Source organism: Enterobacteriaceae bacterium Kacie_13 (assembly GCA_013457415.1).
Lineage (GTDB): Bacteria > Pseudomonadota > Gammaproteobacteria > Enterobacterales > Enterobacteriaceae > Rahnella.
Genome location: CP045665.1, coordinates 3341467 through 3362522 on the forward strand (window position 1 = coordinate 3341467; position 21056 = coordinate 3362522).

The 21056-nt window shown below is 54.8% G+C and carries 24 protein-coding genes; 16 read left to right on the forward strand and 8 right to left on the reverse strand.

Annotated features, from left to right (window positions below):
• The first annotated feature begins 3 nt into the window (after positions 1-3).
• Both GE278_15170 and yghU read left to right on the forward strand, forming a co-directional pair.
• Positions 4-777 carry an SDR family oxidoreductase gene (locus tag GE278_15170; GenBank protein QLK63309.1) on the forward strand — a complete coding sequence of 258 codons (774 nt, stop codon included), beginning with the start codon at positions 4-6 and terminating at the stop codon, positions 775-777.
• Positions 778-882: 105 nt separating this feature from the next.
• Positions 883-1734, forward strand: a complete 852-nt coding sequence (gene yghU, locus GE278_15175; GenBank protein QLK62037.1) for a glutathione-dependent disulfide-bond oxidoreductase — start codon at positions 883-885, stop codon at positions 1732-1734.
• Positions 1735-1795: 61 nt separating this feature from the next.
• On the opposite strand, the gene GE278_15180 is transcribed toward yghU, so the two are convergent.
• Positions 1796-2683 carry a dienelactone hydrolase family protein gene (locus tag GE278_15180; GenBank protein QLK62038.1) on the reverse strand — a complete coding sequence of 296 codons (888 nt, stop codon included), beginning with the start codon at positions 2681-2683 and terminating at the stop codon, positions 1796-1798.
• Positions 2684-2836: 153 nt separating this feature from the next.
• Between GE278_15180 and GE278_15185 the strand changes: the two genes are divergently transcribed.
• Positions 2837-3841 (forward strand): hypothetical protein, encoded by a 1005-nt coding sequence (locus GE278_15185; GenBank protein QLK62039.1) that lies wholly within the window; start codon positions 2837-2839, stop codon positions 3839-3841.
• A 41-nt stretch (positions 3842-3882) separates the two neighbouring features.
• Positions 3883-4083: a DNA polymerase II gene (locus tag GE278_15190; GenBank protein ID QLK62040.1), complete on the forward strand. Its 201-nt coding sequence runs from the start codon at positions 3883-3885 to the stop codon at positions 4081-4083.
• 10 nt (positions 4084-4093) lie between these two features.
• Here GE278_15190 and GE278_15195 read toward each other — a convergent pair whose 3' ends face one another.
• On the reverse strand, positions 4094-4990 hold the full coding sequence (locus GE278_15195) for a LysR family transcriptional regulator (protein ID QLK62041.1): 897 nt from the start codon (positions 4988-4990) through the stop codon (positions 4094-4096).
• Between the two features lie 102 nt (positions 4991-5092).
• On the opposite strand from GE278_15195, the gene GE278_15200 reads away from it, so the two are divergent.
• On the forward strand, positions 5093-5416 hold the full coding sequence (locus tag GE278_15200) for a carboxymuconolactone decarboxylase family protein (GenBank protein ID QLK62042.1): 324 nt from the start codon (positions 5093-5095) through the stop codon (positions 5414-5416).
• A 14-nt stretch (positions 5417-5430) separates the two neighbouring features.
• A complete protein-coding gene (locus GE278_15205; protein ID QLK62043.1) occupies positions 5431-5823 on the forward strand; it encodes a tautomerase family protein in 393 nt (130 codons plus the stop codon).
• A 58-nt stretch (positions 5824-5881) separates the two neighbouring features.
• Here GE278_15205 and flhA read toward each other — a convergent pair whose 3' ends face one another.
• The 6 genes from flhA to hypA all read right to left on the reverse strand — a co-directional run bounded on the left by flhA (position 5882) and on the right by hypA (position 11723).
• Positions 5882-7978, reverse strand: a complete 2097-nt coding sequence (flhA, locus tag GE278_15210) for a formate hydrogenlyase transcriptional activator FlhA (protein QLK62044.1) — start codon at positions 7976-7978, stop codon at positions 5882-5884.
• A gap of 111 nt (positions 7979-8089) precedes the next feature.
• Positions 8090-9112 carry a hydrogenase expression/formation protein HypE gene (gene hypE, locus GE278_15215; GenBank protein ID QLK62045.1) on the reverse strand — a complete coding sequence of 341 codons (1023 nt, stop codon included), beginning with the start codon at positions 9110-9112 and terminating at the stop codon, positions 8090-8092.
• Complete coding sequence (gene hypD / locus GE278_15220; GenBank protein QLK62046.1) at positions 9109-10263, reverse strand: hydrogenase formation protein HypD; 1155 nt, start codon at positions 10261-10263, stop codon at positions 9109-9111. The genes hypE and hypD overlap by 4 nt, the downstream gene beginning before the upstream one ends.
• Positions 10263-10541: a HypC/HybG/HupF family hydrogenase formation chaperone gene (gene hypC, locus GE278_15225; protein ID QLK62047.1), complete on the reverse strand. Its 279-nt coding sequence runs from the start codon at positions 10539-10541 to the stop codon at positions 10263-10265. Before hypC ends, hypD begins: the two co-directional genes overlap by 1 nt.
• Complete coding sequence (hypB, locus tag GE278_15230) at positions 10532-11350, reverse strand: hydrogenase nickel incorporation protein HypB (protein ID QLK62048.1); 819 nt, start codon at positions 11348-11350, stop codon at positions 10532-10534. Before hypB ends, hypC begins: the two co-directional genes overlap by 10 nt.
• A 28-nt stretch (positions 11351-11378) precedes the next feature.
• Positions 11379-11723, reverse strand: coding sequence for a hydrogenase maturation nickel metallochaperone HypA (gene hypA / locus GE278_15235; protein ID QLK62049.1), 345 nt, complete (start codon positions 11721-11723; stop codon positions 11379-11381).
• 324 nt (positions 11724-12047) lie between these two features.
• On the opposite strand from hypA, the gene hycA reads away from it, so the two are divergent.
• From hycA to hydN, 10 genes are all read left to right on the forward strand, one after another.
• The gene (gene hycA, locus GE278_15240; protein QLK62050.1) at positions 12048-12515 is read left to right on the forward strand and encodes a formate hydrogenlyase regulator HycA; all 468 of its coding nucleotides are present in this window, start codon (positions 12048-12050) and stop codon (positions 12513-12515) included.
• A gap of 175 nt (positions 12516-12690) precedes the next feature.
• Positions 12691-13314, forward strand: a complete 624-nt coding sequence (locus tag GE278_15245; GenBank protein QLK63310.1) for a 4Fe-4S dicluster domain-containing protein — start codon at positions 12691-12693, stop codon at positions 13312-13314.
• Entirely contained in the window at positions 13311-15215 is a 1905-nt protein-coding gene (locus GE278_15250; GenBank protein ID QLK62051.1) for a proton-conducting membrane transporter, read from the forward strand. Before GE278_15245 ends, GE278_15250 begins: the two co-directional genes overlap by 4 nt.
• Before the next feature lie 10 nt (positions 15216-15225).
• Positions 15226-16179, forward strand: a complete 954-nt coding sequence (locus GE278_15255) for a hydrogenase 3 membrane subunit (GenBank protein ID QLK62052.1) — start codon at positions 15226-15228, stop codon at positions 16177-16179.
• Between the two features lie 44 nt (positions 16180-16223).
• Positions 16224-17948: a hydrogenase large subunit gene (hycE, locus tag GE278_15260; protein QLK62053.1), complete on the forward strand. Its 1725-nt coding sequence runs from the start codon at positions 16224-16226 to the stop codon at positions 17946-17948.
• A gap of 14 nt (positions 17949-17962) precedes the next feature.
• On the forward strand, positions 17963-18520 hold the full coding sequence (locus GE278_15265) for a 4Fe-4S dicluster domain-containing protein (GenBank protein QLK62054.1): 558 nt from the start codon (positions 17963-17965) through the stop codon (positions 18518-18520).
• Positions 18517-19314 (forward strand): NADH-quinone oxidoreductase subunit NuoB, encoded by a 798-nt coding sequence (nuoB, locus tag GE278_15270; GenBank protein QLK62055.1) that lies wholly within the window; start codon positions 18517-18519, stop codon positions 19312-19314. The genes GE278_15265 and nuoB overlap by 4 nt, the downstream gene beginning before the upstream one ends.
• Positions 19314-19793: a formate hydrogenlyase maturation protein HycH gene (hycH, locus tag GE278_15275; protein ID QLK63311.1), complete on the forward strand. Its 480-nt coding sequence runs from the start codon at positions 19314-19316 to the stop codon at positions 19791-19793. The genes nuoB and hycH overlap by 1 nt, the downstream gene beginning before the upstream one ends.
• Positions 19786-20280 carry a hydrogenase maturation peptidase HycI gene (gene hycI / locus GE278_15280; GenBank protein ID QLK62056.1) on the forward strand — a complete coding sequence of 165 codons (495 nt, stop codon included), beginning with the start codon at positions 19786-19788 and terminating at the stop codon, positions 20278-20280. The genes hycH and hycI overlap by 8 nt, the downstream gene beginning before the upstream one ends.
• A 218-nt stretch (positions 20281-20498) precedes the next feature.
• Positions 20499-21044 (forward strand): electron transport protein HydN, encoded by a 546-nt coding sequence (gene hydN / locus GE278_15285; GenBank protein ID QLK62057.1) that lies wholly within the window; start codon positions 20499-20501, stop codon positions 21042-21044.
• The last annotated feature ends 12 nt before the right edge of the window (positions 21045-21056 follow it).

A 21056-nucleotide genomic window follows, 5' to 3' on the forward strand; every position in this document is an offset into this window, starting at 1 on the left:
ATGATGACTACTTCGACCAGAACACCGCGCGTCGTGATTGTCACCGGTGCCAGTCAGGGCATTGGCCACGCCATCGCACAGACCTTTTTAAATCAGGGTGATATCGTCATCGGTTGCGCATTTTCCTCGCCAAAGCATGCGCCTCATGCTCAGGAGCTCACCAAACGTTATCCCGATCAATTCTTCTACTACTCCGTCGATATCACTCAAACCGAGGCTATCGCTGACTTTATTAATCTGGTGGAATCCCGCTTTGGTCGCCTCGACGTGCTGGTGTCTAACGCCGGTAAAAATGTGTTTAAAGGCATCGACTGTGAGCTGGAAGACTGGCATCACAATCTGGATCTGAATTTGCGGTCACACTGGTATATGGCGAAATGCTGCCGTTCACTGCTGGAAAAATCCAAAGGTGTCATTCTGATTATGACTTCCAACCACGCATTCTCGACCATGCCGGGTTGTGCGCCGTACAACATCACCAAGCGTGCGCTGCTTTCACTGGTGCAAAGCCTGACCATTGAATGGGGCCCAGCTATCCGCTCCGTCGGCATCGCGCCCGGTTTTATTGACACCGCCGGCAATCAGGTGTGGTTTGATTCACATGAAGACGGCGAAAAATCGCGTCAGGAGACCATCGCCAAACATCCCGTCGGCCGCATTGGCACCTCTGAAGAAGTCGGCGAATTGTGTTTGTATTTAGCCAGCCCTGCCGCCGGATTCATTGCCGGTACAACTATCGTCATGGACGGCGGACGCAGCGCTTTAATGCAGGATTAACGCGCCAAATGCCCTGCCTCGCGCAGGGCACATTCTCAGCATCACGCAGCCGGTTCTCCTGCTAGACTTTTTGTCTTATCCTCAAAAACCGATGTGGAGCTTTCAATGTCAGATAACTATCAACCACCGAAAGTCTGGACGTGGAATAAAGACGAAGTCAGTAAGTTCTCGAACATCAACCGACCTGTCGCCGGTCCGACGCATGAGAAGACGCTGCCGGTAGGTAAGCACCCGCTTCAGCTTTATTCTCTTGGCACACCGAATGGCCAGAAAGTGACGATCCTGCTGGAGGAGTTACTGGCACTGGGCATCAGCGGCGCGGAATATGACGCTTTTATCATTCGCATCAACGAAGGCGATCAATTCTCCAGCGGCTTTGTGGATGTAAACCCCAACTCCAAAATCCCTGCCCTGCTCGATAATTCCGCCACCCCGCCGATCCGCGTGTTTGAATCCGGCAACATCCTGCTGTATCTGGCAGAAAAATTTGGCAAGTTCCTGCCAAAAGATCTCGCGGGCCGCACCGAAACCCTTAACTGGCTGTTCTGGCTGCAAGGCTCCGCGCCTTATCTTGGCGGCGGCTTCGGGCATTTCTACCATTACGCGCCGGTGAAAATTGAATACGCCATCAACCGCTTTACGATGGAAGCCAAACGGCAACTTGACGTACTCGACAGGCAACTTGCGGATCATCGTTATATCGCGGGTGAAGAATACACTATCGCCGACATCGCTATTTTCACCTGGTACGGCAGTCTGGCCAAAGGTGGCCTGTATGAATCAGGCGAGTTCCTCGACATCGCTTCGTATAAGCATTTCCAGCGCTGGGCCGATGAAGTCGCCAGCCGTCCGGCGGTGAAACGCGGGCGTATCGTCAACCGCACCTGGGGCGAGGCGGATGAGCAACTCGAAGAGCGTCACGACGCATCGGATTTTGATGACAAACTGAAGTCATAACCGGTTCGCAAAATGCAAAAAGGGCGGGATTAACTCCTGCCCTTTTCGTTTAAAATGCTCTCTACACCAGATATTTGTTAAACCACGCCACTGTTCTGTCCCACGCCAGATCCGCTGCCGCTTTGTCATAACGCGGAGTGGAATCGTTATGGAACCCGTGATTGACGCCGGGATACACATACCCTTCATACACTTTATTGTTAGCTTTGAGCGCCGCTTTATAGGCAGGCCAGCCTTCCGTAATCGGCTTATCCAGCTCGGCATAATGCAGTAATAACGGTGCTTTGATGCGCGGTACGTCTTCAATTTTCGGCTGACGACCGTAGAAAGGTGCAGCCGCAGCCAGCTCAGGATAGGCCACTGCCGAGGCGTTCGCCACGCCGCCACCGTAGCAGAAACCGGTGATCCCGACTTTACCAGTCGCCGTTTCGTGGTGCATCAGGAATTCAATTGCGGCAAAAAAGTCGTTCATGAGTTTGGTCGGGTCGACGCTTTTTTGCAGCTCGCGCCCCTTTTCATCATTGCCAGGATAACCACCGACGGAGCTCAGCCCGTCCGGCGCCAGTGCAATAAATCCGGCCTTTGCCACGCGGCGCGCCACGTCTTCAATATAAGGATTCAGTCCGCGATTTTCATGCACTACCACCACGCCCGGCACCTTACCGGTCGCTTTCGCCGGGCGCACCAGATATCCACGCACGCTGCCGTGCCCCTGTGGCGAGGGATACTGGATGTACTCCGCCACAATGTCCGGATCGGTAAACTCCACCTGTTCGGCATAAGCGTAGTTAGGCGTCATCAGCGTGGTGAGCGCCGCTGCTGAAAGTCCGCCGACCACAAATTTGGCAGAAAGATCGAGAAATTCCCGCTTAGTCATTTTGCCATGCACGTAGAAATCAAAGTATTCAAGGAGTTCAGGAGGAAAGTCTTTGGCTGTCATTCGCGTCATCGTCAGGCTCCACTCTGTGCAAAAGAAGCCTGAATAATGACCTGATTTTGGTGATTTTGTAAACAAGTTGTGAAATTACAGACAGAAGAATCAGAGTCTTCGCCCTCCTTTTAGCCAGGAGAAATGCTAAACTGCGGGATAAAAGGGGATGAAATGAGCAACTGTCTGAGGGATACGATGAAAATACATTTTATTGAATGGAACTCAGAATACGAAAGAATGATGACCTCCGCCCTCAAAAAAGACTTCAACGTCGTTGAGATTTATCGCGTCAAACAGCACTTTAAATCTGTGCAAAAATTACTGCCGGGAAAAACGCTTAAACGCTGGCATCGAAAACTGCAAATCGCGATAAAATTCAGGCACGTTGCTGATAACGACATTATTATTTGTAATGCTTACAGCGCCTTCCTGATGCTGGATTTGATTGCCCCCTTGCGCTGCAAAAAAATATTAGTGCTGCGAGATTCCGTTGCTGCTCTGACATCCAAAAGACAGCGCCTGAAATTACTTTCTGATGATGAAAATTATCTCGACAGAGTGAATTCTGTTTTCGACGTCATATACAGTTTCGACCCGGAAGATTGTCTTAAATATAATCTTTCCTATGTAGAACAGTTTTTACCCTTCACCCTGAGTGAAATTCATGCACAACTTGAAAAACCAGAAAATGTAGCCTCACAATCAACCTGTTTCTACGTGGGTGGTTACACAAACTATCGTGCAGAACTGATCCGAGAGCTGGTTCCAGTCTTGCAGAAAAATCATTGTTCCCCTGATTTCTATCTGGTTGGGAGCGACGATAAAAATCCGGATTATCCTTCTGCCTGTATTAATAAAAAACTGACTTATAAGCAGAACATCGGGAAGCTCAAAACATCATCTCTTGTTCTGGAAATGAATAAACCAGATCAAACCGGATTAACGCTGCGCGCGCTGGAGGCGATGGCATTTAATAAAAAGCTCATCACTAATAATGTATCGATAAAAAAACATGCTTTTTATCATCCTGACCGGGTATTTATTTGGGGTGAGGACGATATCGAAAGAATGCCTGATTTCATTATGGCGATCCCACCGAAAGTTGATGTGGCCATTCTGGAAAAATACAGCGCAGACGGAATGCTAAAAGCGCTGACCGGAACTGCGCTAAAATAGAGCTTATGTGACGAATGCTGACTGAGAATAAAGGAGACCCTATGAACAACACTCTCGCAGGTCTGAGTAAAGAAGAAATGGATAAAGTGAGCGCCGGACTGGCTGCCGGGACTGTCGCGGTACGTGAGCGCAACAACCTGCCGGTCAATGCTGAGCAGGTGGAGATGGAACAACCGGAACATCTGCGCACGTACTTCCGCGAACGTTTGGCGCACTATCGCCAGCAGCCGGCAAAAAAGTAAACCTCGCCACTCACTTATTCACGGTGAACGTCGTCGCGGTGAAAAAATCGATAATTGCCTCTTTCAGATGCGCCGCGGCCTCACCCGGCGGCGCTTCGCTCTGATGGAGGCTGATGCCGATATCCCCGGCCGCAGGCAGTTCTTCCAGGATCTGCAATGAATCAGGCTTTCCGAAATCAGTACGCAACGTCACGCCCAGACCTGCCGACATCGCTGCCCAGATCCCACTCAGGCTGCGGCTGGTAAAAGCAATACGCCAGGAAATTCCAGCGCGATCCAGCGCCGCCGTTGCCGCACTGCGCATCAGGCATGGTGCTTCAAACACCAGCAGTGGCAAGGGCACTTCGCTCGCCAGATAGTGGTTCAGCGGGAAATTATCCGGGCCGATCCAGCGTAAAGGCACGCGTCCGAGGGGCTGGCTTGACGGGAAAAGCGGCGCCTCGCCCGCCTGCCAGCATACGGCCAGATCGAATTCGTTGTGACGAATGCCATCAAGCAGCTGCCGGTTACGGGTAATGCTGGCAGAAACCTGTACCTGCGGATGCGCGCGGGTAAAGGTGCCGAGGATCGCCGGTAACAGCGTTTCGCCGAAATCTTCCTGCATACCCACATTCAGGTTACCGTCCAGCGCGCTCGCCAGCAGTGCAGCACTGGCCTCGTCATTGAGGCTGAGGATCCGCCGCGCATAGCTTAGCATCACTTCACCGCGTTCAGTGGGCATCAGATGCCGCCCTGACTTCTGCACCAGCTCCGTTCCCGCCTGCTGCTCGAGTTTTTTCAGCTGAGCGCTGACCGCCGACGTCGAACGCCCGAGCCGGTCAGCTGCCAGCGCAAAACTGCCAAGCTCGATGCCGGTGACAAAACTGCGCAGGGCCTCGGCATCAAACGTTACCGGTCTTTTCGCCATATCCATCATCCTGTTTTATCGGATCAATACTGCTGATATTTTCGATTTTACGGACAATCATAACGACTTATGCTCCCTTTCACACCCACAAAGGAGCCTGATATGAGCAAAATTCCTTTTCCCCTGAAGCCGCCCGAAAACATGGTGCGCCTGACACCAAAGCTGGCAGAAGTGACCGAACAGGTATTGTTTGGCGATCTGTGGAACAGAGGCGAACTGTCACAGCGCGACCGCAGTCTGATCACCGTTGCTGCCCTGGTGGCACTCAATCGTGCTGAGCAGTTGCCGTTCCATCTGAATCTGGCGGTGAAAAACGGCGTCACGCACAGCGAAATCAGCGAACTGATCACCCATCTGGCGTTTTATGCAGGATGGCCTGCTGCGGCCTCCGCGCTCACCCGTTTCTCTGCCCTGAGTGAAGAATAAAAAGAGGTTATTTTATGCCGTTTACCCGAATTTCACTGCCTGCACACCGTATGGACGAGTGGCAGGCCGCGATATCTGACGTACTGCAAAACGTGCTGGTGTATACCTTTTCCGTACCAAAGGATGACTGTTTTCAGCTGTTCGAACCCGCCAGTCACAGTCAGAGAGTCATTCATCCTGGTTATTTAGCAGGTAAAGATAGTTTGCGTTCTGAGGATTTTTTGCTGTTTCACATCACCGCAGGCAAACCGCGCAACTCGTATCAGAAGCAAGAGTTGTACCGCCATCTGGCCGAAAATCTTCACGCTACGCTTGGGATCTCACCAGCCGATGTGATGATTGTCGTGAGCTTTACGCAACCGGAAGACTGGTCATTTAGCCATGGAGAAATGTTTCAGGTTACGTAAAAATCAACAGCCCTGAATTAAATCAGGGCCAGGATCCGTTTTATGTTTTAAATAAAGATTACCGCGCTGCTATCCCCAACTTTTTCATTCGTGAGAGCAGTGTCGTACGCTTAAGTCCAAGCCGTTGTGCTGCACCGCGCGGACCCGCGACGACGCCGTTGGTTTCATTCAGTACTGCGATAATGCGCTCACGTTCATCATCTTCACTGAGCGGAGCTTCGGGTTCTGGCCTCACCAGCGGAGCGACTACCGGCAAGGTAGTTTGCGGATAGTTCAGCTCAGGCAATTGCAGATCCAGCACTGTGCCGCGCGTCAGCAGGACGGCGCGTTCGATGACGTTTTCCAGTTCGCGCACGTTACCCGGCCATGGCATACGGCTCAGCAGGCGCAAGGTTTCCGCCGGAATACTGTCAATGGTGCGCTTCATCCGCTTGGCGATTTTATAGGTGAGGAACTTTACCAGCTGCGGGATATCTTCCGGACGCTCACGCAGCGGCGGAATAATTATCGGGAATACGTTCAACCGGTAAAACAGATCGCTGCGGAATTCTTTGTCAGCAACCATCTGCTGTAAATCGCGATTGGTGGCGGCGATCATGCGTACATTAACTGAAATCAGTTTATTGCCGCCCACCCGCTCGAACTCTTGTTCCTGCAGGATCCGCAGCAGTTTGGGTTGCAGCTCGAGCGGAATTTCACCCACCTCATCAAGGAACAGTGTTCCTTTGTCAGCCAGTTCGAAACGCCCCATCCGCTGCGCGGTCGCACCGGTAAATGAGCCTTTTTCATGGCCGAAAAGATCGCTTTCCATCAGCCCGGCAGGCATTGCGGCACAGTTCATTTTCACCATTCGCTGGTCACGGCGGTCACCGAGATTGTGGATAGCCCGGGCGATCAACTCTTTGCCGGTACCGGTTTCCCCGAGGATCAGCACCGAGCAGTCGCTTTTCGCTACGATCTCCACCTGTTTCAGTACCGCTGACATGCTCTGGCTGCGCCCGACAATATCGCTAAAATCCGGATTATTGCTGTTGATCTGTTCGGTCAGGTAAAGATTTTCGTGTTGCAGTTTTTCCTTCAGACTTTTGATTTCCTGATAAGCCAGTGCGTTATCCACTGCTATGGCGATACGTTCAGCGATTTGCTGCAACACCCGCAAATTGGCAGAGTTGAAATTGTCTGGCTGACACTGCGCCAGCTTAAGCACGCCCAGCGTTTTATGGCCGAAACGTAACGGCAGAATGCACAGTGTTTTGGTCTGCTCGCGCCACAGAAGATGGAACAGCGTGCTTTCTTCGCTTTCCAGTTCGTTATCTGGTCGCACGTTGGTCAGCAACATCTCGCCGCTTTTCATCACCTGCTGTTCCAGCGTTCCGGCAAGCGCCATGCGCGACTGTTCGCGTTCTGCAACGTGCGTCTGCACGTAATGCGTAGCGTAAACGCTCGCCTGTTCGCTCTCTTTTTCGGCATCGCACAACACAATGCTGATGGCGTTGATGTGGAAGAAATGATGGATGGTTTTGGCTATTTCGCCGGTCAGCTCGTCGAGATCTAATTTAGAAAGCACGGCATTGGTGATATCCACCAGAATACGAAAGTCGTCGCGTTCGTGGCGCAACAGAGATTGCTGAAACAGCGCATTTTCACGCAGCTGAATTTGTTCAACGGCTATGGCAGCCAGCATGCAGAGTTCGTGTAAACCGGCTTTATCTTCATCGCTGAACGGATGTTCGTGCTGACGGGTAAACTCACAGCCGCCGAGCAGGCCGGAAGAGGCCAGCAACGGCACCAAACAATAATCGGTAAACGCCGGATAGAGGTTCAGAGCCGCCATCTGCGGATAACGCAGGTTCAACGCCTCACTGCGCCAGACCTGCGTTTTCGGGTGAGTCAGCAGAGTATGCACCGGCCCTGTGGCCAGCAGGGTTTCATCTTCATAGCTGACCGGCTGATGATGCGGGTCGATCCCGTAAAAACTGACGCGGTCGCTGTCTTTATCGAACAACACCAGCGTCACGGCCTCAGCAATACCGGCACTTTGCACCACTTGCGTCAGGGTTTCCAGCAGCGATGTCATGTTCTGTTGCAGCAGCAACGTGCGCGTCAGTTCCAGTAATCCTTTATGTTTTGTGATGCTCATTGTTCCACTCTGCATAACGTTGGCTCTGGATACCTTTTTTAAAAAGAGGTGTAGTAGCAGGAATTTCATCGAAGGGGCGATAGGCAAAATTCTACCCCTTTCGTGGCAGACCACTCCCTGATGAGATCAACAAATACGGGGTAATGGCTCCGCATGAGGCAACATCAGTTGCCTGACCACGCCGAATGCACCGCGCAAACAGACCTGCGGATGTTCAGTCACTTCGCCGATTGTTGCAGCATCAGTCCCTAAAGGATGCTCGCGCAGGATTTTCAGCACAGCGGCTTCTGCCTGCGGGGCCACCACCACCACCAGTTTGCCTTCGTTGGCAAAATTCAACGGCTCCAGCCCGAGCAGCTCACAGATCCCGCGTACTGCCTCTTTGACCGGTAGGGCATTTTCGTCGATGCAAATCCCGAAACCGCTGGCATCACTGAATTCATGCAGGATGGCGTTCACGCCGCCGCGCGTGGCATCGCGCAGGGCATGGACACCGGCCAGCATACGCAGTGGCGCAATCATCGGTGCCAGCACGGCGCAATCGCTTTGCACCCCCAGATCCATCCCCAGCTGTTCGCGAAGATTTAGAATTGCTGCACCGTGGTCACCAAGCGTACCGCTGACGATCACTTTGTCACCGGCCTGAACAGATTTTGCCGCCCACTTCACCGCGGTAGGTATCACGCCGATCCCGGCAGTATTGATGAAGATTTTGTCGGCCGCGCCGCGCTGCACCACTTTGGTATCGCCGGTGACAATCGCGATGCCCGCTTCCAGAGCTGTCTGTGCCATGGTGCTAACGATTTCCTGTAAATCGCCCAGCGGTAAACCTTCTTCCAGAATAAATCCGCACGAAAGATAAGCCGGTGTTGCGCCGCTGACCGCCAGATCGTTAGCCGTACCGCACACCGCCAGTTTACCGATATTGCCGCCGGGGAAGAAAATCGGATCGATGACATAGCTGTCAGTGGTGAACGCCAGACGGTCGCCCTGACGACTGAGATCCGCGAGGCCTATACGCGCGCCGTCTTCCCGTTCATTGAGCCAGGGATTATCAAATGCGGCCAAAAACATCCGTTCGATCATCTGTTGCATGGCCCGCCCACCGCTGCCGTGCGCCATTGTCACCACTTCATTATCCACGCTCATCCTGCCACCTTCTGATTATCTTCAATTTGCACATGTTGAGCTTCCTGGTGGCGGTACTGATACCACGCCGCGCAGGCACCTTCGGAAGACACCATCAGCGCGCCGAATGCATTGTGCGGTGTGCAACCGACGCCGAACAGCGGGCACTGATACGGCTTGCATCGCCCGGTCAGCACTTCGCCACAGCGTGCGCGAGGATCATCGGCGACCGACTGCGCCTGCGGATTAAAACGCCGTTCGGCATCGAAAGCCTCATAGGCGGCGGTGAGTTTTATCCCGGAGTTCTCAATCAGCCCCAGACCGCGCCATTCGCTGCTGCCGGAAAGCACAAACACCTCCCGCATCGCCTCCTGTGCCAGCAGGTTACCCTCTTCCGGTACCACCCGACGGTATTGGTTTTCGGTTTTACACGATGCCTCGCAAACTTGTTCCACCAGCATCAAAACGCTCTGTAACATATCCAGCGGCTCGAAGCCGCTTATCACCAGCGGTTTGCCAAATTGTTCATTAATGAAGTGATAAGGCGAGGTGCCGATCACCATGCTGACGTGCCCGGGCGCCAGAAACGCATCGATACGCACGTCGTCCTGTTGCAGCAGGCTGCGCAACGTTGGGATCAGGCTGATGTGCTGGCAGAAAACACTGAAATTGCTCAGTCCTTCGCGGCGCGCCTGTTGCAGCGTCACGGCGGTCACCGGCAGCGTGGTTTCAAAACCGAGGGCGAAAAATACTACGCTACGCTGCGGATTTTCACGCGCCAGTTTCAACGCATCGAGCGGCGAATACACCACGCGCACATCCGCGCCGCGTTCGCGCGCCTGCAACAGCGAGCCCCGCTTGCCGGGCACACGCAGCGCATCGCCGAAGGTACAGAAAATCACCTGCGGATGGGCAGCGATTTCACAACAGGCGTCGATCCGGCCCATCGGTAAAACGCATACCGGGCAGCCCGGCCCGTGGATAAACTCCAGCTGCGGCGGCAGCAGTTTATCCAGCCCGAATTTGAAGATAGCGTGCGTATGACCGCCGCAGACTTCCATAATCTGCATCGGTTTTTCGGCGGTGTAAGGCAACTGCGCCGCCCGTTGATACAGACGTTCGATCAGCGTTTTGGCGAGTTTGGGATCTCGAAATTCATCGACAAACCGCATTATCTTGCCTCTCCTTTACCAAGGAACAGCGCGACGTCAGCTTCCACTTCTTCCATTTCATGCAACGCTGCCAGCGTATCCAATGCTTCCTGTTCATCCAGTTTGCTTAGCGCAAAACCGACGTGGATTAATACCCAACAGCCGATCAGCGCGTCACGTTGCCCTTCACACACCAGCGCGATATTCACTTCGCGACGCATTCCGCACACTTCTGCCCAGGCATGATCGGGCTGGCACTCGTGCAGCGCGACAATTTGTCCCGGAATGCCTATGCACATCGTTGCTGCTCCAGCCACGCCAGCCACTGTTCCATGCCCTCGCCTGTCGTAGCGGAAAGCTGAATAACTTCAATTTCTGGATTCACCTGACGCGCATTGGCGATGCAGGTGTCGACGTCAAAAGTGACGTAAGGCAGCAGATCGATTTTATTGAGGATCATCAGCCGCGACGCAGCGAACATATGTGGGTATTTCAGCGGCTTGTCTTCGCCTTCAGTGACAGAAAGTACCGCCACTTTATGACGTTCGCCAAGGTCGAAGCTGGCCGGACACACCAGATTGCCGACATTTTCGATAAACAGCAGGCTGTTATTTTTCGGTGCCAGCTGATGCACGGCATCGTGAACCATCTGCGCATCAAGATGGCAGCCTTTGCCGGTATTAACCTGAATTGCCGGAACGCCCGTCGCACGGATGCGATCGGCATCGTTGGTAGTTTGCTGATCGCCCTCCACCACCGCGCAGTCAAACTGCGAGGCCAGCCGGGTGAGTGTGCTGGTCAGCAACGTCGTTTTACCGGAGCCGGGGCTGGAGACCAGATTCAGCGCCAGAATCGACGCCTGCGCAAAATGCTCGCGGTTATGAGCGGCAATATGGTTATTTTTCGCCAGCACGTCCATTTCGATATCGATCAGGCGACGCGGCGCGAACGGCAGCCCGTGGGAATGATCGTGAGTGTGGGAATGAGAATGTGGGGAAGCGTTTTCAGAAGAGTGATGATGATTTTCAGAAGAGTGATGATGAGTATGTTTGCTGCTGACGCCTTCAATCCGAAGCTCGCCGCCGGCACAACCACAGGTACTGCACATAGTTTTCTCCCCAGGCACTTCGTGCCCGTTATTCGATTTCAATACGTTTGATTTTCATGCCATCGGCAGCAGTAACCCGTACGTTGCGGCCACCGCACTGCGGGCAGAGCAGCACGCTGGGGCTGAGTAAGCGGATATCCCGCTGGCAGTCGTGGCACCAGCTCACTGCTGCGGGCGTCGCGAGATGAAGCTCGCAGCCTTCTGCCAGCGTTTCGCGGCAGGCCAGTTCAAAGCAGAATGTCAGTGCTTCCGGCTCGACGCAGGAAAATGCGCCAACTTCCATCCACACGGCGGTAATCCGGCGCGCATTATTTTGCCGACCAAATTCCTGCATGATTTCCACGGCATTCTGGCACAGGGTTATTTCGTGCATGATTTCCGCTCTTATTGGAAAGTGATGAGTGGTGTCTGCAATATTAATGCCAGAGTTTTTAGAGCAAATTGAATTCGGGTATATGAGAATAAAAATATGTCCCGTCATATATGTCGAAATAAGGTGTCATCGACATGTCATTCCTGCGCGAGCAGAAGCTGATCAAAAACCATTACTTCATCAACTTATTGATTTTTAATCTGTTAAATCAAAATTCTCGTAACTGGCACGCTTTATGCCAATAGAGCCTTATGCGCCGTATTTTCGTCGTCATCTGACATTTCGAAATGGCACCCATACAGAACTTAATAACGGGTAAACACCATGAGCACTCTCAGCGAACTGACCAGCAAAGCGGATTACATAGCCAGCAAAAATAATCACCTGAAATCGCAGTGGCACACCTATCAGAACAGCCTGATTCAGGCGATCACTACGTCGAATAAGAAAATAAATCATGAATTTACCTGTAGCGAAGAACAGGATATCCGCTTCACGCTGTTTAACCATTTCTCAGTCAGCATTCATCTTAGCGACGACTTTTACAGTCAGGACGTGATCTACAGCCTGAATATGTCCCCCTCCAGCGAAGAGCCGAATTTCAAAGCATTTGCCCACGCGAAACTGAGTGAAGACGGGCAGCTCGACGGTACCGTGGATATCCGCGATAAAAGTGCCGTGCAGGAACATTATCTGAATAAAATTTCCGCTATTTATCAGTGCCTGTTTGACTCTCTGCATAACAATCAGCCCGTTTTACCGCAATTAGAGAAATTATTAATTCAGGATTAACGCTTCGCCTGAATACATTTTTACGGCCTGGCGAAAAATAATTTAAACCTCGCTGAATTGCCGTTGGGTTAATGGAATTCATTCTGACATAAGTGTCGAAATGTCATTTTAAGTGCCGATTTCGTCATCTTTGACGAAATAGAGAGGAGACTTCATGAGCCGCACTGCCGTTGCCATGAATCAATATGTGATAGCCGATCCGAAGCTCTGCATCGGCTGTAATACCTGTATGGCCAGCTGTTCGCAGGAACATCAGCGCTACGGCCTACAGTCTGCACCACGTTTGCAGGTGATGCGTAACCGTCTGGATTCCGCGCCGGTAATGTGCCACCAGTGTGAAGATGCCCCCTGCGCGCAGGTATGTCCCGTCAATGCCATTATCCGTGAAAATGACGCCATTCATCTCAATGAAAGTCTGTGTGTCAGTTGCAAGCTGTGCGGCATCGCCTGCCCGTTTGGCGCAATCACCTTTTCCGGCAGTACGCCCGTGGATATCCCGCGCGACTGCAACACCTCAAAAGCTTTGCCAGCTCCGCGAGCACCGCGCGCCGTCAGCCCCTTTCTCGACTGCGTGCCAGGCATTCGCGCCGTGGCGGTGAAGTGCGATCTGTGCAGCTTCAGCCCTGACGGCCCGGCGTGCATTACCACCTGCCCGACGCAGGCAATCACTCTGGTTACCGCCGGTCTTTCAGAGCGCGCCAGCCAGCAAAAACGCCTGAACGCTATGAACGTTTTCCCGGCGGATCTTCCTGTCGAAATGACCCTGTTCACCGCCCCTGACGAGGAGGCAAAATCATGACCCTTCTGTTGGCTTTATCGCCCGCCTCGCTGCTGGCGCTGGCATTGATGCTCTGGTTGCTAAGCGGCGTGGTGAGCTGGCTGGTGGCGGCGTCCGCTCGTCTGAGCAGTCTGATCTCCGGGGCGGGCAGCATGCTGGCATCACTGGCAGTCATCCTGGCCGCGCTCCAGATTTTGCACAGCGGGCCCGCTCAGAACGTCACCCTGCCGGTACTTCATTTTGCTGCCGAATTCAGCCCGCTCAACGGCCTGTTGCTGCTGGCAATGTCTGTTCCGGCGCTGTTTTGCAGCCTGTATGCCTGCGCGTGGCTTAAAGGAGTGAACAACCGCAAACGCGCGCACACCGGTCTCTTGTGCAATCTGCTGCTGGCGGCGCTGACAGCAGCGGCGGTTTCAGCCAATGCGACTGAGCTGATTCTGATGATGGAGCTGGCGGCGTTGTGTGCTTACTTCCTGATAGTGCAAACCGCCGATGTGAAAAGTCGTCGTGCTGGGCTGAATCAGTTCCTCTCCGGTCGTCTCGGCACGCTGTGCCTGATCCTGGCCTTTGCGCTGCTACATCACACCAGCGGCAGTGTGAATTTTGACGTGCTGCGCCATACAGATTTCACCACAGACATGAAATCCCTCGCCTTCCTGTTGGCGTTGATCGGTTTCGGGCTATACGCCGGGATCATTCCATTGCACGGCTGGGTGCCGCAGTCGCATTCCAGCGCACCGGCCCACGCAGCGGCGCTGTTCTCTTCCGCTCTGATGAAAATTGGCATCATGGGCGTCATAAAAGTCGGTCTGGATCTGCTCGGTGCACCGCCACTCTGGTGGGGCCTGATGGTATTGCTTCTGGCGATCCTGACCGCGTTTATTGGCGGATTGTACGCCTTGATGGAGCACGATATCCGCCGCCTGCTGGCCTATCACACGCTGGAAAATGTCGGGATTATCCTGCTCGGCGTCGGCGGTGCGATGGTCGGCGTGGCGCTGAATCTGCCGGTGTTGGCATCTCTCGCGCTGCTGGCCGGTTTGTTCCATCTCTTAAACCACGGCCTGTTCAAAACTGCGCTGTTCCTAGGTGCCGGTGAAATCGAAATGCAGACCGGCATCAAGGATATGGAAAAACTTGGCGGGATGGCGCGCCTGATGCCGTGGACCGCCGTGGCGATGCTGATTGCGCTGATGTCGATGGCGGCACTGCCGCCGCTGAACGGCTTCGCCAGTGAATGGTTGCTGTATCAGTCGCTGTTCCAGCTGAGCGGCAGTCATGTGTTTATCACTCGTCTGCTTGGGCCACTGCTGGCGGTCGGGCTGGCACTGACCGGTGCGCTGGCGCTGATGTGTATCGCCAAAGTGTTCGGTGTGACCTTCCTTGGCGCACCGCGCAGTCAGGCTGCCGCCGATGCCACACCGGCACCGCTGCCGATGACGCTCGCCACTATGTTGCTGGCCCTGCTGTGCGTGATTTTTGGCATCGCGTCGCCGTGGCTTATTCCACATTTCTCCGCCGTGGCGGCTTCGGTGCTGAACGCGCCGCTCATGCCGTTTGCCCGTCAGGACGCCGCGGTGACCGGCACTTCGGCCGTCTCTGCGCCAATGATTGCCCTGCTGCTTTTGGGTATGCCGTTGTTGCCGTGGCTTATCGCCAGCCTGCTGCGCGGTACCCGTCTGCCGAACCGCTTGCGCGGCGACGCCTGGGCCTGCGGCTACGGGCATTCGTCTGACATGGTGGTGACGGCTACCGGTTTTGCCCAGCCGCTGCGCGTGATGTTTGCACCGCTGTACCGTCTGCGTCAGCGCGCTACGCCTGCCGCACTGGTAGCCGCGCTGCATCAGGGCTGGCTCGGTGCTTTCTGCCGCCGTCTGGCTTTCATCGAACTTGCCGTGTTGCTGGTCGTGGCTTTCGCCTGAGGAACTGACTATGAATTTTCCCGTTTTGATGAGTAATGCGCTGTGGCCGCTGGCGCTGATTCAGGCCATTGCGCTGCTGGCTGCCGCACCGCTGTTTGCCGGATTCAGCCGCGTGATGCGCGCCAAAATGCACAACCGTCAGGGACCGGGGGTGTTACAGGAATACCGCGACATCGCCAAATTACTAAAAAGGCAAAGTGTCGCTCCGGCGGCGTCCGGCGCGGCATTTCGCAGTATGCCGTATTTGTTGACCGGCGGTCTGCTGGTCATCACCACTGCCCTGCCGATGGTGACGCTGGCATCGCCGATGGGTGCGGCAGGTGACCTGATCACTGTCATTTACCTCTTCGCCATCGTGCGCTTTGTGTTTGCCATCGCCGGTCTGGATACCGGCAGTCCGTTCACCGGTATCGGCGCCAGCCGCGAAGCGGTGCTCGGCGTGCTGGTCGAGCCGATTTTGCTGCTCGGCCTGTGGGTCGCGGCGCTGGTTGCCGGTTCAACCTCCCTCGGCGCGATTGCTGACTGCGTGCGGCACTGGCCGGTCTCCTCTTCTCTAACACTGATTCTGGCGGGTCTGGCCTGCGCTTTCGCCACTTATATCGAAATGGGCAAACTGCCGTTTGATATGGCGGAAGCCGAGCAGGAGTTACAGGAAGGGCCACTGACCGAATATTCCGGCGCGGCGCTGGGCGTGCTGAAAATGGGGATCAGCCTGAAGCAGCTGGTGGTATTGCAACTGTTCCTCGGCCTGTTTTTCCCGTTTGGGATGGCGGAAAACCTGACGCCGCTGACGCTGCTCATCGCCGTTGCGCTATGCCTGCTGAAACTGCTGGTTGCCGTTTTTGTCATCGCGCTGATCGAAAACAGCGTTGCCCGTCTGCGCTTTCTTAAAACTTCCCGCACGACCTGGGCGGGCTTCGGGCTGGCGTTTCTGGCGCTGGTTTCCTGGCTGGTCGCAGGCTGACCTGACATTTTTCTTGTTCCGCTGCGGCGGGAAGAGGCTTTGTAATGAGTGATTTCAATACCGCATTAAACCAAAATCCGGTCGGTAAGCATTATCTGGCGGCGCTGGCGAAACAATTTCCGTCGGCGATTTTAGGCAGCGAATGGCAAACCGACACCCAGGCGACGGTGACCATTAAACTGCATGCTCTGCCAGAAGTGGTCGAGTGGCTCTATTACCAACAGGGCGGCTGGCTGTCGGTGTTGTTCGGTAATGACGAACGCACACTGTGTGGCAACTACGCGCTGTATTACGTGCTTTCGATGGAGCAAGGCGTGAAGTGCTGGATAACGGTTCGCGCCGAAGTGGACCCGATTTCGCTGGAGTTCCCTTCCGTGACACCGCGCGTCCCCGCCGCCGTTTGGGGCGAGCGCGAAGTGCGCGATATGTATGGCCTGCGTCCGGTCGGATTACCCGACGAACGCCGTCTGGTACTGCCCGATGACTGGCCTGACGATTTATATCCGCTGCGTAAAGATGCCATGGATTATCGCCAGCGTCCTGCGCCGACCACCGACGAAGAAACCTATCCGTTTATTTCCGAAGCTAAAGAAGGCAGCAAAATCGTGCCGATTGGCCCGCTGCACGTCACTTCTGACGAGCCCGGACATTTCCGTCTGTTTGTCGATGGCGAAGATATTATCGACGCCGATTACCGCCTGTTTTACGTGCATCGCGGCATGGAAAAGCTGGCAGAAACCCGTATGGGCTACAACGAAGTGACGTTCCTTTCCGATCGCGTCTGCGGCATTTGCGGCTTTACGCACAGCGTCGCCTACACCTCGTCGGTTGAAAACGCGATGGGGATTGTGGTGCCGGAACGTGCACAGATGATCCGCTCAATTTTGCTGGAGGTGGAACGCCTGCACAGCCACCTGCTGAACCTCGGGCTGGCCTGCCATTTCGTCGGGTTTGACTCCGGCTTCATGCAGTTTTTCCGCGTACGTGAGCAATCCATGAAAATGGCCGAAATCCTTACCGGCGCGCGCAAAACCTACGGTATGAATCTGATCGGCGGTATGCGTCGTGACATTCTCAAAGATGACATGATAGCCACTATCGCGCTGGCGGGCAGCATGCGCCGTGACCTGCTTGAGCTGGTCGACATTCTGCTCAGCACGCCGAATACCGAACAACGCAGCGTCGGCGTCGGTCTTCTTGATCCCCAGGTTGCGCGTGATTTCAGCAACGTCGGTCCGATGGTGCGCGGCAGCGGCCATCGCCGCGATATGCGCCAGGATCATCCTTACGCAGGTTACGCCAAACTGCCGTTTGAAATTTGCAGCGAAACCGGCAACGACGTGTATTCCCGCCTGAAAGTGCGCATACACGAAGTGTTCAATTCCCTGAATATGATCGAGTTCGGCCTGCAAAGCCTGCCGGGTGGACCGCTGGCGGTGGAAGGCTTTAACTACATTCCGCACCGCTTTGCACTGGGCTTTGCCGAAGCGCCACGCGGCGACGACATTCACTGGAGCATGACCGGCGATAACCAGAAACTCTTCCGCTGGCGCTGCCGGGCGGCAACCTACGCCAACTGGCCGACGCTGCGCTACATGCTGCGTGGCAACACGGTGTCTGATGCGCCACTCATTATCGGCAGTCTCGATCCATGTTATTCGTGCACCGACCGCATGACGGTGGTGGATGTGCGTAAGAAAACGACCATCGTCGTGCCTTACAAAGAGATCGAACGTTACGGCATTGAACGTAAAAACTCGCCGCTTTAAGGAGCCGCCCAATCATGCTGAAACTGATTAAAAAAGTCCTGAAAACCGGTAAGGCGACGGTGGGTTATCCGTTCACACCGCTGGATCTGGCCCCGAATTTTCGCGGCAAACCGCAGTACACCGCGCAACAGTGTATCGCCTGCGGTGCATGCGCCAACGCCTGTCCATCCAATGCGCTGACAATGACCACGGCGCAAGACGGTGAAAGTATCCGCTGGTCGCTGTTTTTAGGGCGTTGCATTTTCTGCGCCCGCTGTGAGGAAGTCTGCCCGACGGCAGCCATCAAACTTTCACAGGAGTTCGAGCTGGCGGTGTGGCGCAAAGAAGACTTATACGAAACTGCTGATTTCCCGGTTTGCCAATGCCGTGAATGCGGCAAACCTTACGCCGTGCAAAAGGAAATCGACTTCGCGCTCAGCCTGCTACAGGAAAATGGGGCGCTGAGCGACAGACAAATCGCTGACCGCCGGGCGCAGTATGAAACCTGTCCTGCCTGCAAAAAGCTGCACTGTCTTTCATCCACCGACCGGATTGATATCGGCCGTCATATGACCACGGAGGCGCAGCCATGAGCCAGACACTGATTGGCCCGCGTGACGAAAATGGCCTGCCGGTGCCCGTCACGCTTGACGAAAGCATCGCCAAACTGAAATCCACCCTGCTCACCAGCATCCGCCGCTCCGCCTACGTGTATCGCGTGGACTGCGGCGGCTGCAACGGTTGTGAAATCGAGATCTTCGCTGCGATATCGCCGCTGTTCGATGCAGAACGCTTTGGGATAAAAGTGGTGCCATCTCCGCGTCACGCCGACATTCTGCTGTTCACCGGCGCGGTGACACGGGCGATGCGCATACCTGCGCTGCGTGCGTGGGAGTCGGCGCCGGATCCGAAAATTTGTATTTCTTACGGTGCCTGTGGCAATAGCGGCGGTATTTTCCACGATCTGTATTGCGTGTGGGGCGGCACCGACAAAATCGTGCCCGTGGACGTCTATATTCCTGGTTGCCCGCCGACGCCCGCCGCCACAATTTATGGGTTTGCGATGGCGCTCGGTCTGCTCGATCAGAAAATCAAAGGCCAGCAGCACGATGAACAAGCGACCCTGCCTGCGGCATTATTGCACCCGGATTTGCCACAGCCGTTGCGCGTATTGCTCGACCGCGAAGCGCGGCGCATGGCCGGTTACCGCTATGGCCGCCAGATTGCCGACCAGTTCATGCAACTGGTTGCCGCCCCCGGCCTGCAACCCGTAGAGGAGCGCGTGTCGGCATATCTTGAGGAACGAGGCGATATGCGCCTCAACGAAATCGTCGGCAACCTGCAACAGATTTATCAGCAGGTGCTGCGCGGGGAGGTCCGCCTGTGATGAACTCCGCTAACGACCAGCGTTACGCCCGGCACCAGACCCCGGCGGGTGTGCAAACAGAGAAAGACAAAGTGATTTTCTATTCACTGAGCAGCAAGTTTGTCGATGAAAAAAGCGCACAAAAACGCAGCTCGCAAAAAGTGCAGGAGGTTATTTATTACAGTCTGGCGATCGGCCATCACCTTGGGGTGATCGACTGCCTGAAGTCCCGCCTCGAATGCCCGCTCAATGGCTACCGGCAGTGGATAGATTGCCTGCCACAAAACAGTGAAGCACGCCGCAAACTGTCCGGTGTGCAACGTTTTGGCGAAATCAACATCGACAGTACCCACACCCATTGTCTGGCGCTGGCGCTGCGCGATGCCCGCGAAAAGATGAACACGCAACAGCAGGGCTGGAGCGATGCGCTTATTGCTCTGCTTGAGCAAATCGAAAACGACCCCGCTATGTATCTGATGGTCAGGAGATACGATGCCTGAGTCCTCTTCCCGCCTATCCCGCTTCGCGCTGCTGTGCGTCGGTAACAGCATGATGGGTGACGACGGCGCTGGCCCGCGGCTGGCAGAAATTTGTGCTGAACAACCGCTGAGCGACTGGACGGTGGTGGACGGCGGCGCTGCGCCAGAAAACGACATCGGTTTTTTGCGCGAGCTGCATCCGGAGCACCTGGTGATCGTCGACGCCACCGACATGGGGCTGACGCCCGGTGAGATGCGCATCATCAATGAAAATGACATTGGCGAAATGTTCATGATGACTACCCATAACTTGCCGCTGACGTTCCTTATTCAGCAACTGCGCGAAGACATTGCGCAAATCACCTTTGTCGGCATCCAGCCGGACGTCGTGGCGTTTTATTACCCGATGAGTCCGGTGGTGGAACAGGCGGTTAACCGCTTGCATCAGCGCTTACCCCGACTGGAAACCGGGCTGGGCATCGCGCCTTATCAAGCGGAAATAGCCTGACGTCGGCTTTCGACACAACTGTCGAGGCAGTGACGAACCCGACATGACGTCAGCGCCGGATTTCGTCACTGCCAAAGCCAGCACCGCTAACGCTTTGAATAAAAACCGTAAAAATTAATCGCCGGAACTGGCACGGTTTATGTATAGCCAGAGCAGCAATGTCGTCAGGCCGGTGTCATCCGGCTTCATAAGAAAATCCGGAATCAGGAGAGTTGAAGATGAACCGGTTTATTATCGCCGACCCTAAAAAATGTATCGGCTGCCGTACCTGTGAAATTGCCTGCGTCATGGCTCACAGTGAATCGCAGGATATCTCCCTGCTCAACGCCGCCACGTTTGCGCCGCGTTTACATGTGATCAAAGGCGTCAATCTGAGCACCGCCGTGATGTGCCGCCAGTGTGAAGATGCACCCTGCGCCAATGTCTGTCCTAACGGCGCCATCAGCCGCGTCGGCGACCGCGTTCAGGTGATGCAGGAACGCTGCATCGGCTGCAAAACCTGCGTCGTCGCCTGCCCTTACGGCGCGATGGAGGTGGTCACCAAACCGATCTTCCGCCAAAACGGTGCGGCCATGACTGCCACCTCTGACAAAGCCGAAGCGCACAAATGCGACCTGTGCCATGCCCGCGCTGGCGGTCCGGCTTGTATGGAGATCTGCCCGACCAAGGCGCTTTATGCCATTGATCGCAATCATTTACAGGAAATGAACGCAGAAAAACGCCGCCGCGCTGCGCTCGATAGCACCTCCCCCCTGCTGTTTTAACCTCGGATAGAG

What these genes read in the sequence shown, in the direction of transcription:
- hypA (QLK62049.1), bottom strand. Translation starts at nt 11,723, where the DNA reads ATGCACGAAATAACCCTGTGCCAGAATGCCGTGGAAATCATGCAGGAA.
- hypC (QLK62047.1), bottom strand. Translation starts at nt 10,541, where the DNA reads ATGTGCATAGGCATTCCGGGACAAATTGTCGCGCTGCACGAGTGCCAG.
- hycE (QLK62053.1), top strand. Translation starts at nt 16,224, where the DNA reads ATGAGTGATTTCAATACCGCATTAAACCAAAATCCGGTCGGTAAGCAT.
- GE278_15190 (QLK62040.1), top strand. Translation starts at nt 3,883, where the DNA reads ATGAACAACACTCTCGCAGGTCTGAGTAAAGAAGAAATGGATAAAGTG.
- hypE (QLK62045.1), bottom strand. Translation starts at nt 9,112, where the DNA reads ATGAGCGTGGATAATGAAGTGGTGACAATGGCGCACGGCAGCGGTGGG.
- hycH (QLK63311.1), top strand. Translation starts at nt 19,314, where the DNA reads ATGAACTCCGCTAACGACCAGCGTTACGCCCGGCACCAGACCCCGGCG.
- GE278_15180 (QLK62038.1), bottom strand. Translation starts at nt 2,683, where the DNA reads ATGACGCGAATGACAGCCAAAGACTTTCCTCCTGAACTCCTTGAATAC.
- GE278_15205 (QLK62043.1), top strand. Translation starts at nt 5,431, where the DNA reads ATGCCGTTTACCCGAATTTCACTGCCTGCACACCGTATGGACGAGTGG.
- hypD (QLK62046.1), bottom strand. Translation starts at nt 10,263, where the DNA reads ATGCGGTTTGTCGATGAATTTCGAGATCCCAAACTCGCCAAAACGCTG.
- GE278_15185 (QLK62039.1), top strand. Translation starts at nt 2,837, where the DNA reads ATGAGCAACTGTCTGAGGGATACGATGAAAATACATTTTATTGAATGG.
- hypB (QLK62048.1), bottom strand. Translation starts at nt 11,350, where the DNA reads ATGTGCAGTACCTGTGGTTGTGCCGGCGGCGAGCTTCGGATTGAAGGC.
- hycI (QLK62056.1), top strand. Translation starts at nt 19,786, where the DNA reads ATGCCTGAGTCCTCTTCCCGCCTATCCCGCTTCGCGCTGCTGTGCGTC.
- GE278_15200 (QLK62042.1), top strand. Translation starts at nt 5,093, where the DNA reads ATGAGCAAAATTCCTTTTCCCCTGAAGCCGCCCGAAAACATGGTGCGC.
- GE278_15255 (QLK62052.1), top strand. Translation starts at nt 15,226, where the DNA reads ATGAATTTTCCCGTTTTGATGAGTAATGCGCTGTGGCCGCTGGCGCTG.
- GE278_15195 (QLK62041.1), bottom strand. Translation starts at nt 4,990, where the DNA reads ATGGCGAAAAGACCGGTAACGTTTGATGCCGAGGCCCTGCGCAGTTTT.
- GE278_15245 (QLK63310.1), top strand. Translation starts at nt 12,691, where the DNA reads ATGAATCAATATGTGATAGCCGATCCGAAGCTCTGCATCGGCTGTAAT.
- nuoB (QLK62055.1), top strand. Translation starts at nt 18,517, where the DNA reads ATGAGCCAGACACTGATTGGCCCGCGTGACGAAAATGGCCTGCCGGTG.
- GE278_15250 (QLK62051.1), top strand. Translation starts at nt 13,311, where the DNA reads ATGACCCTTCTGTTGGCTTTATCGCCCGCCTCGCTGCTGGCGCTGGCA.
- hycA (QLK62050.1), top strand. Translation starts at nt 12,048, where the DNA reads ATGAGCACTCTCAGCGAACTGACCAGCAAAGCGGATTACATAGCCAGC.
- yghU (QLK62037.1), top strand. Translation starts at nt 883, where the DNA reads ATGTCAGATAACTATCAACCACCGAAAGTCTGGACGTGGAATAAAGAC.
- hydN (QLK62057.1), top strand. Translation starts at nt 20,499, where the DNA reads ATGAACCGGTTTATTATCGCCGACCCTAAAAAATGTATCGGCTGCCGT.
- GE278_15170 (QLK63309.1), top strand. Translation starts at nt 4, where the DNA reads ATGACTACTTCGACCAGAACACCGCGCGTCGTGATTGTCACCGGTGCC.
- GE278_15265 (QLK62054.1), top strand. Translation starts at nt 17,963, where the DNA reads ATGCTGAAACTGATTAAAAAAGTCCTGAAAACCGGTAAGGCGACGGTG.
- flhA (QLK62044.1), bottom strand. Translation starts at nt 7,978, where the DNA reads ATGCAGAGTGGAACAATGAGCATCACAAAACATAAAGGATTACTGGAA.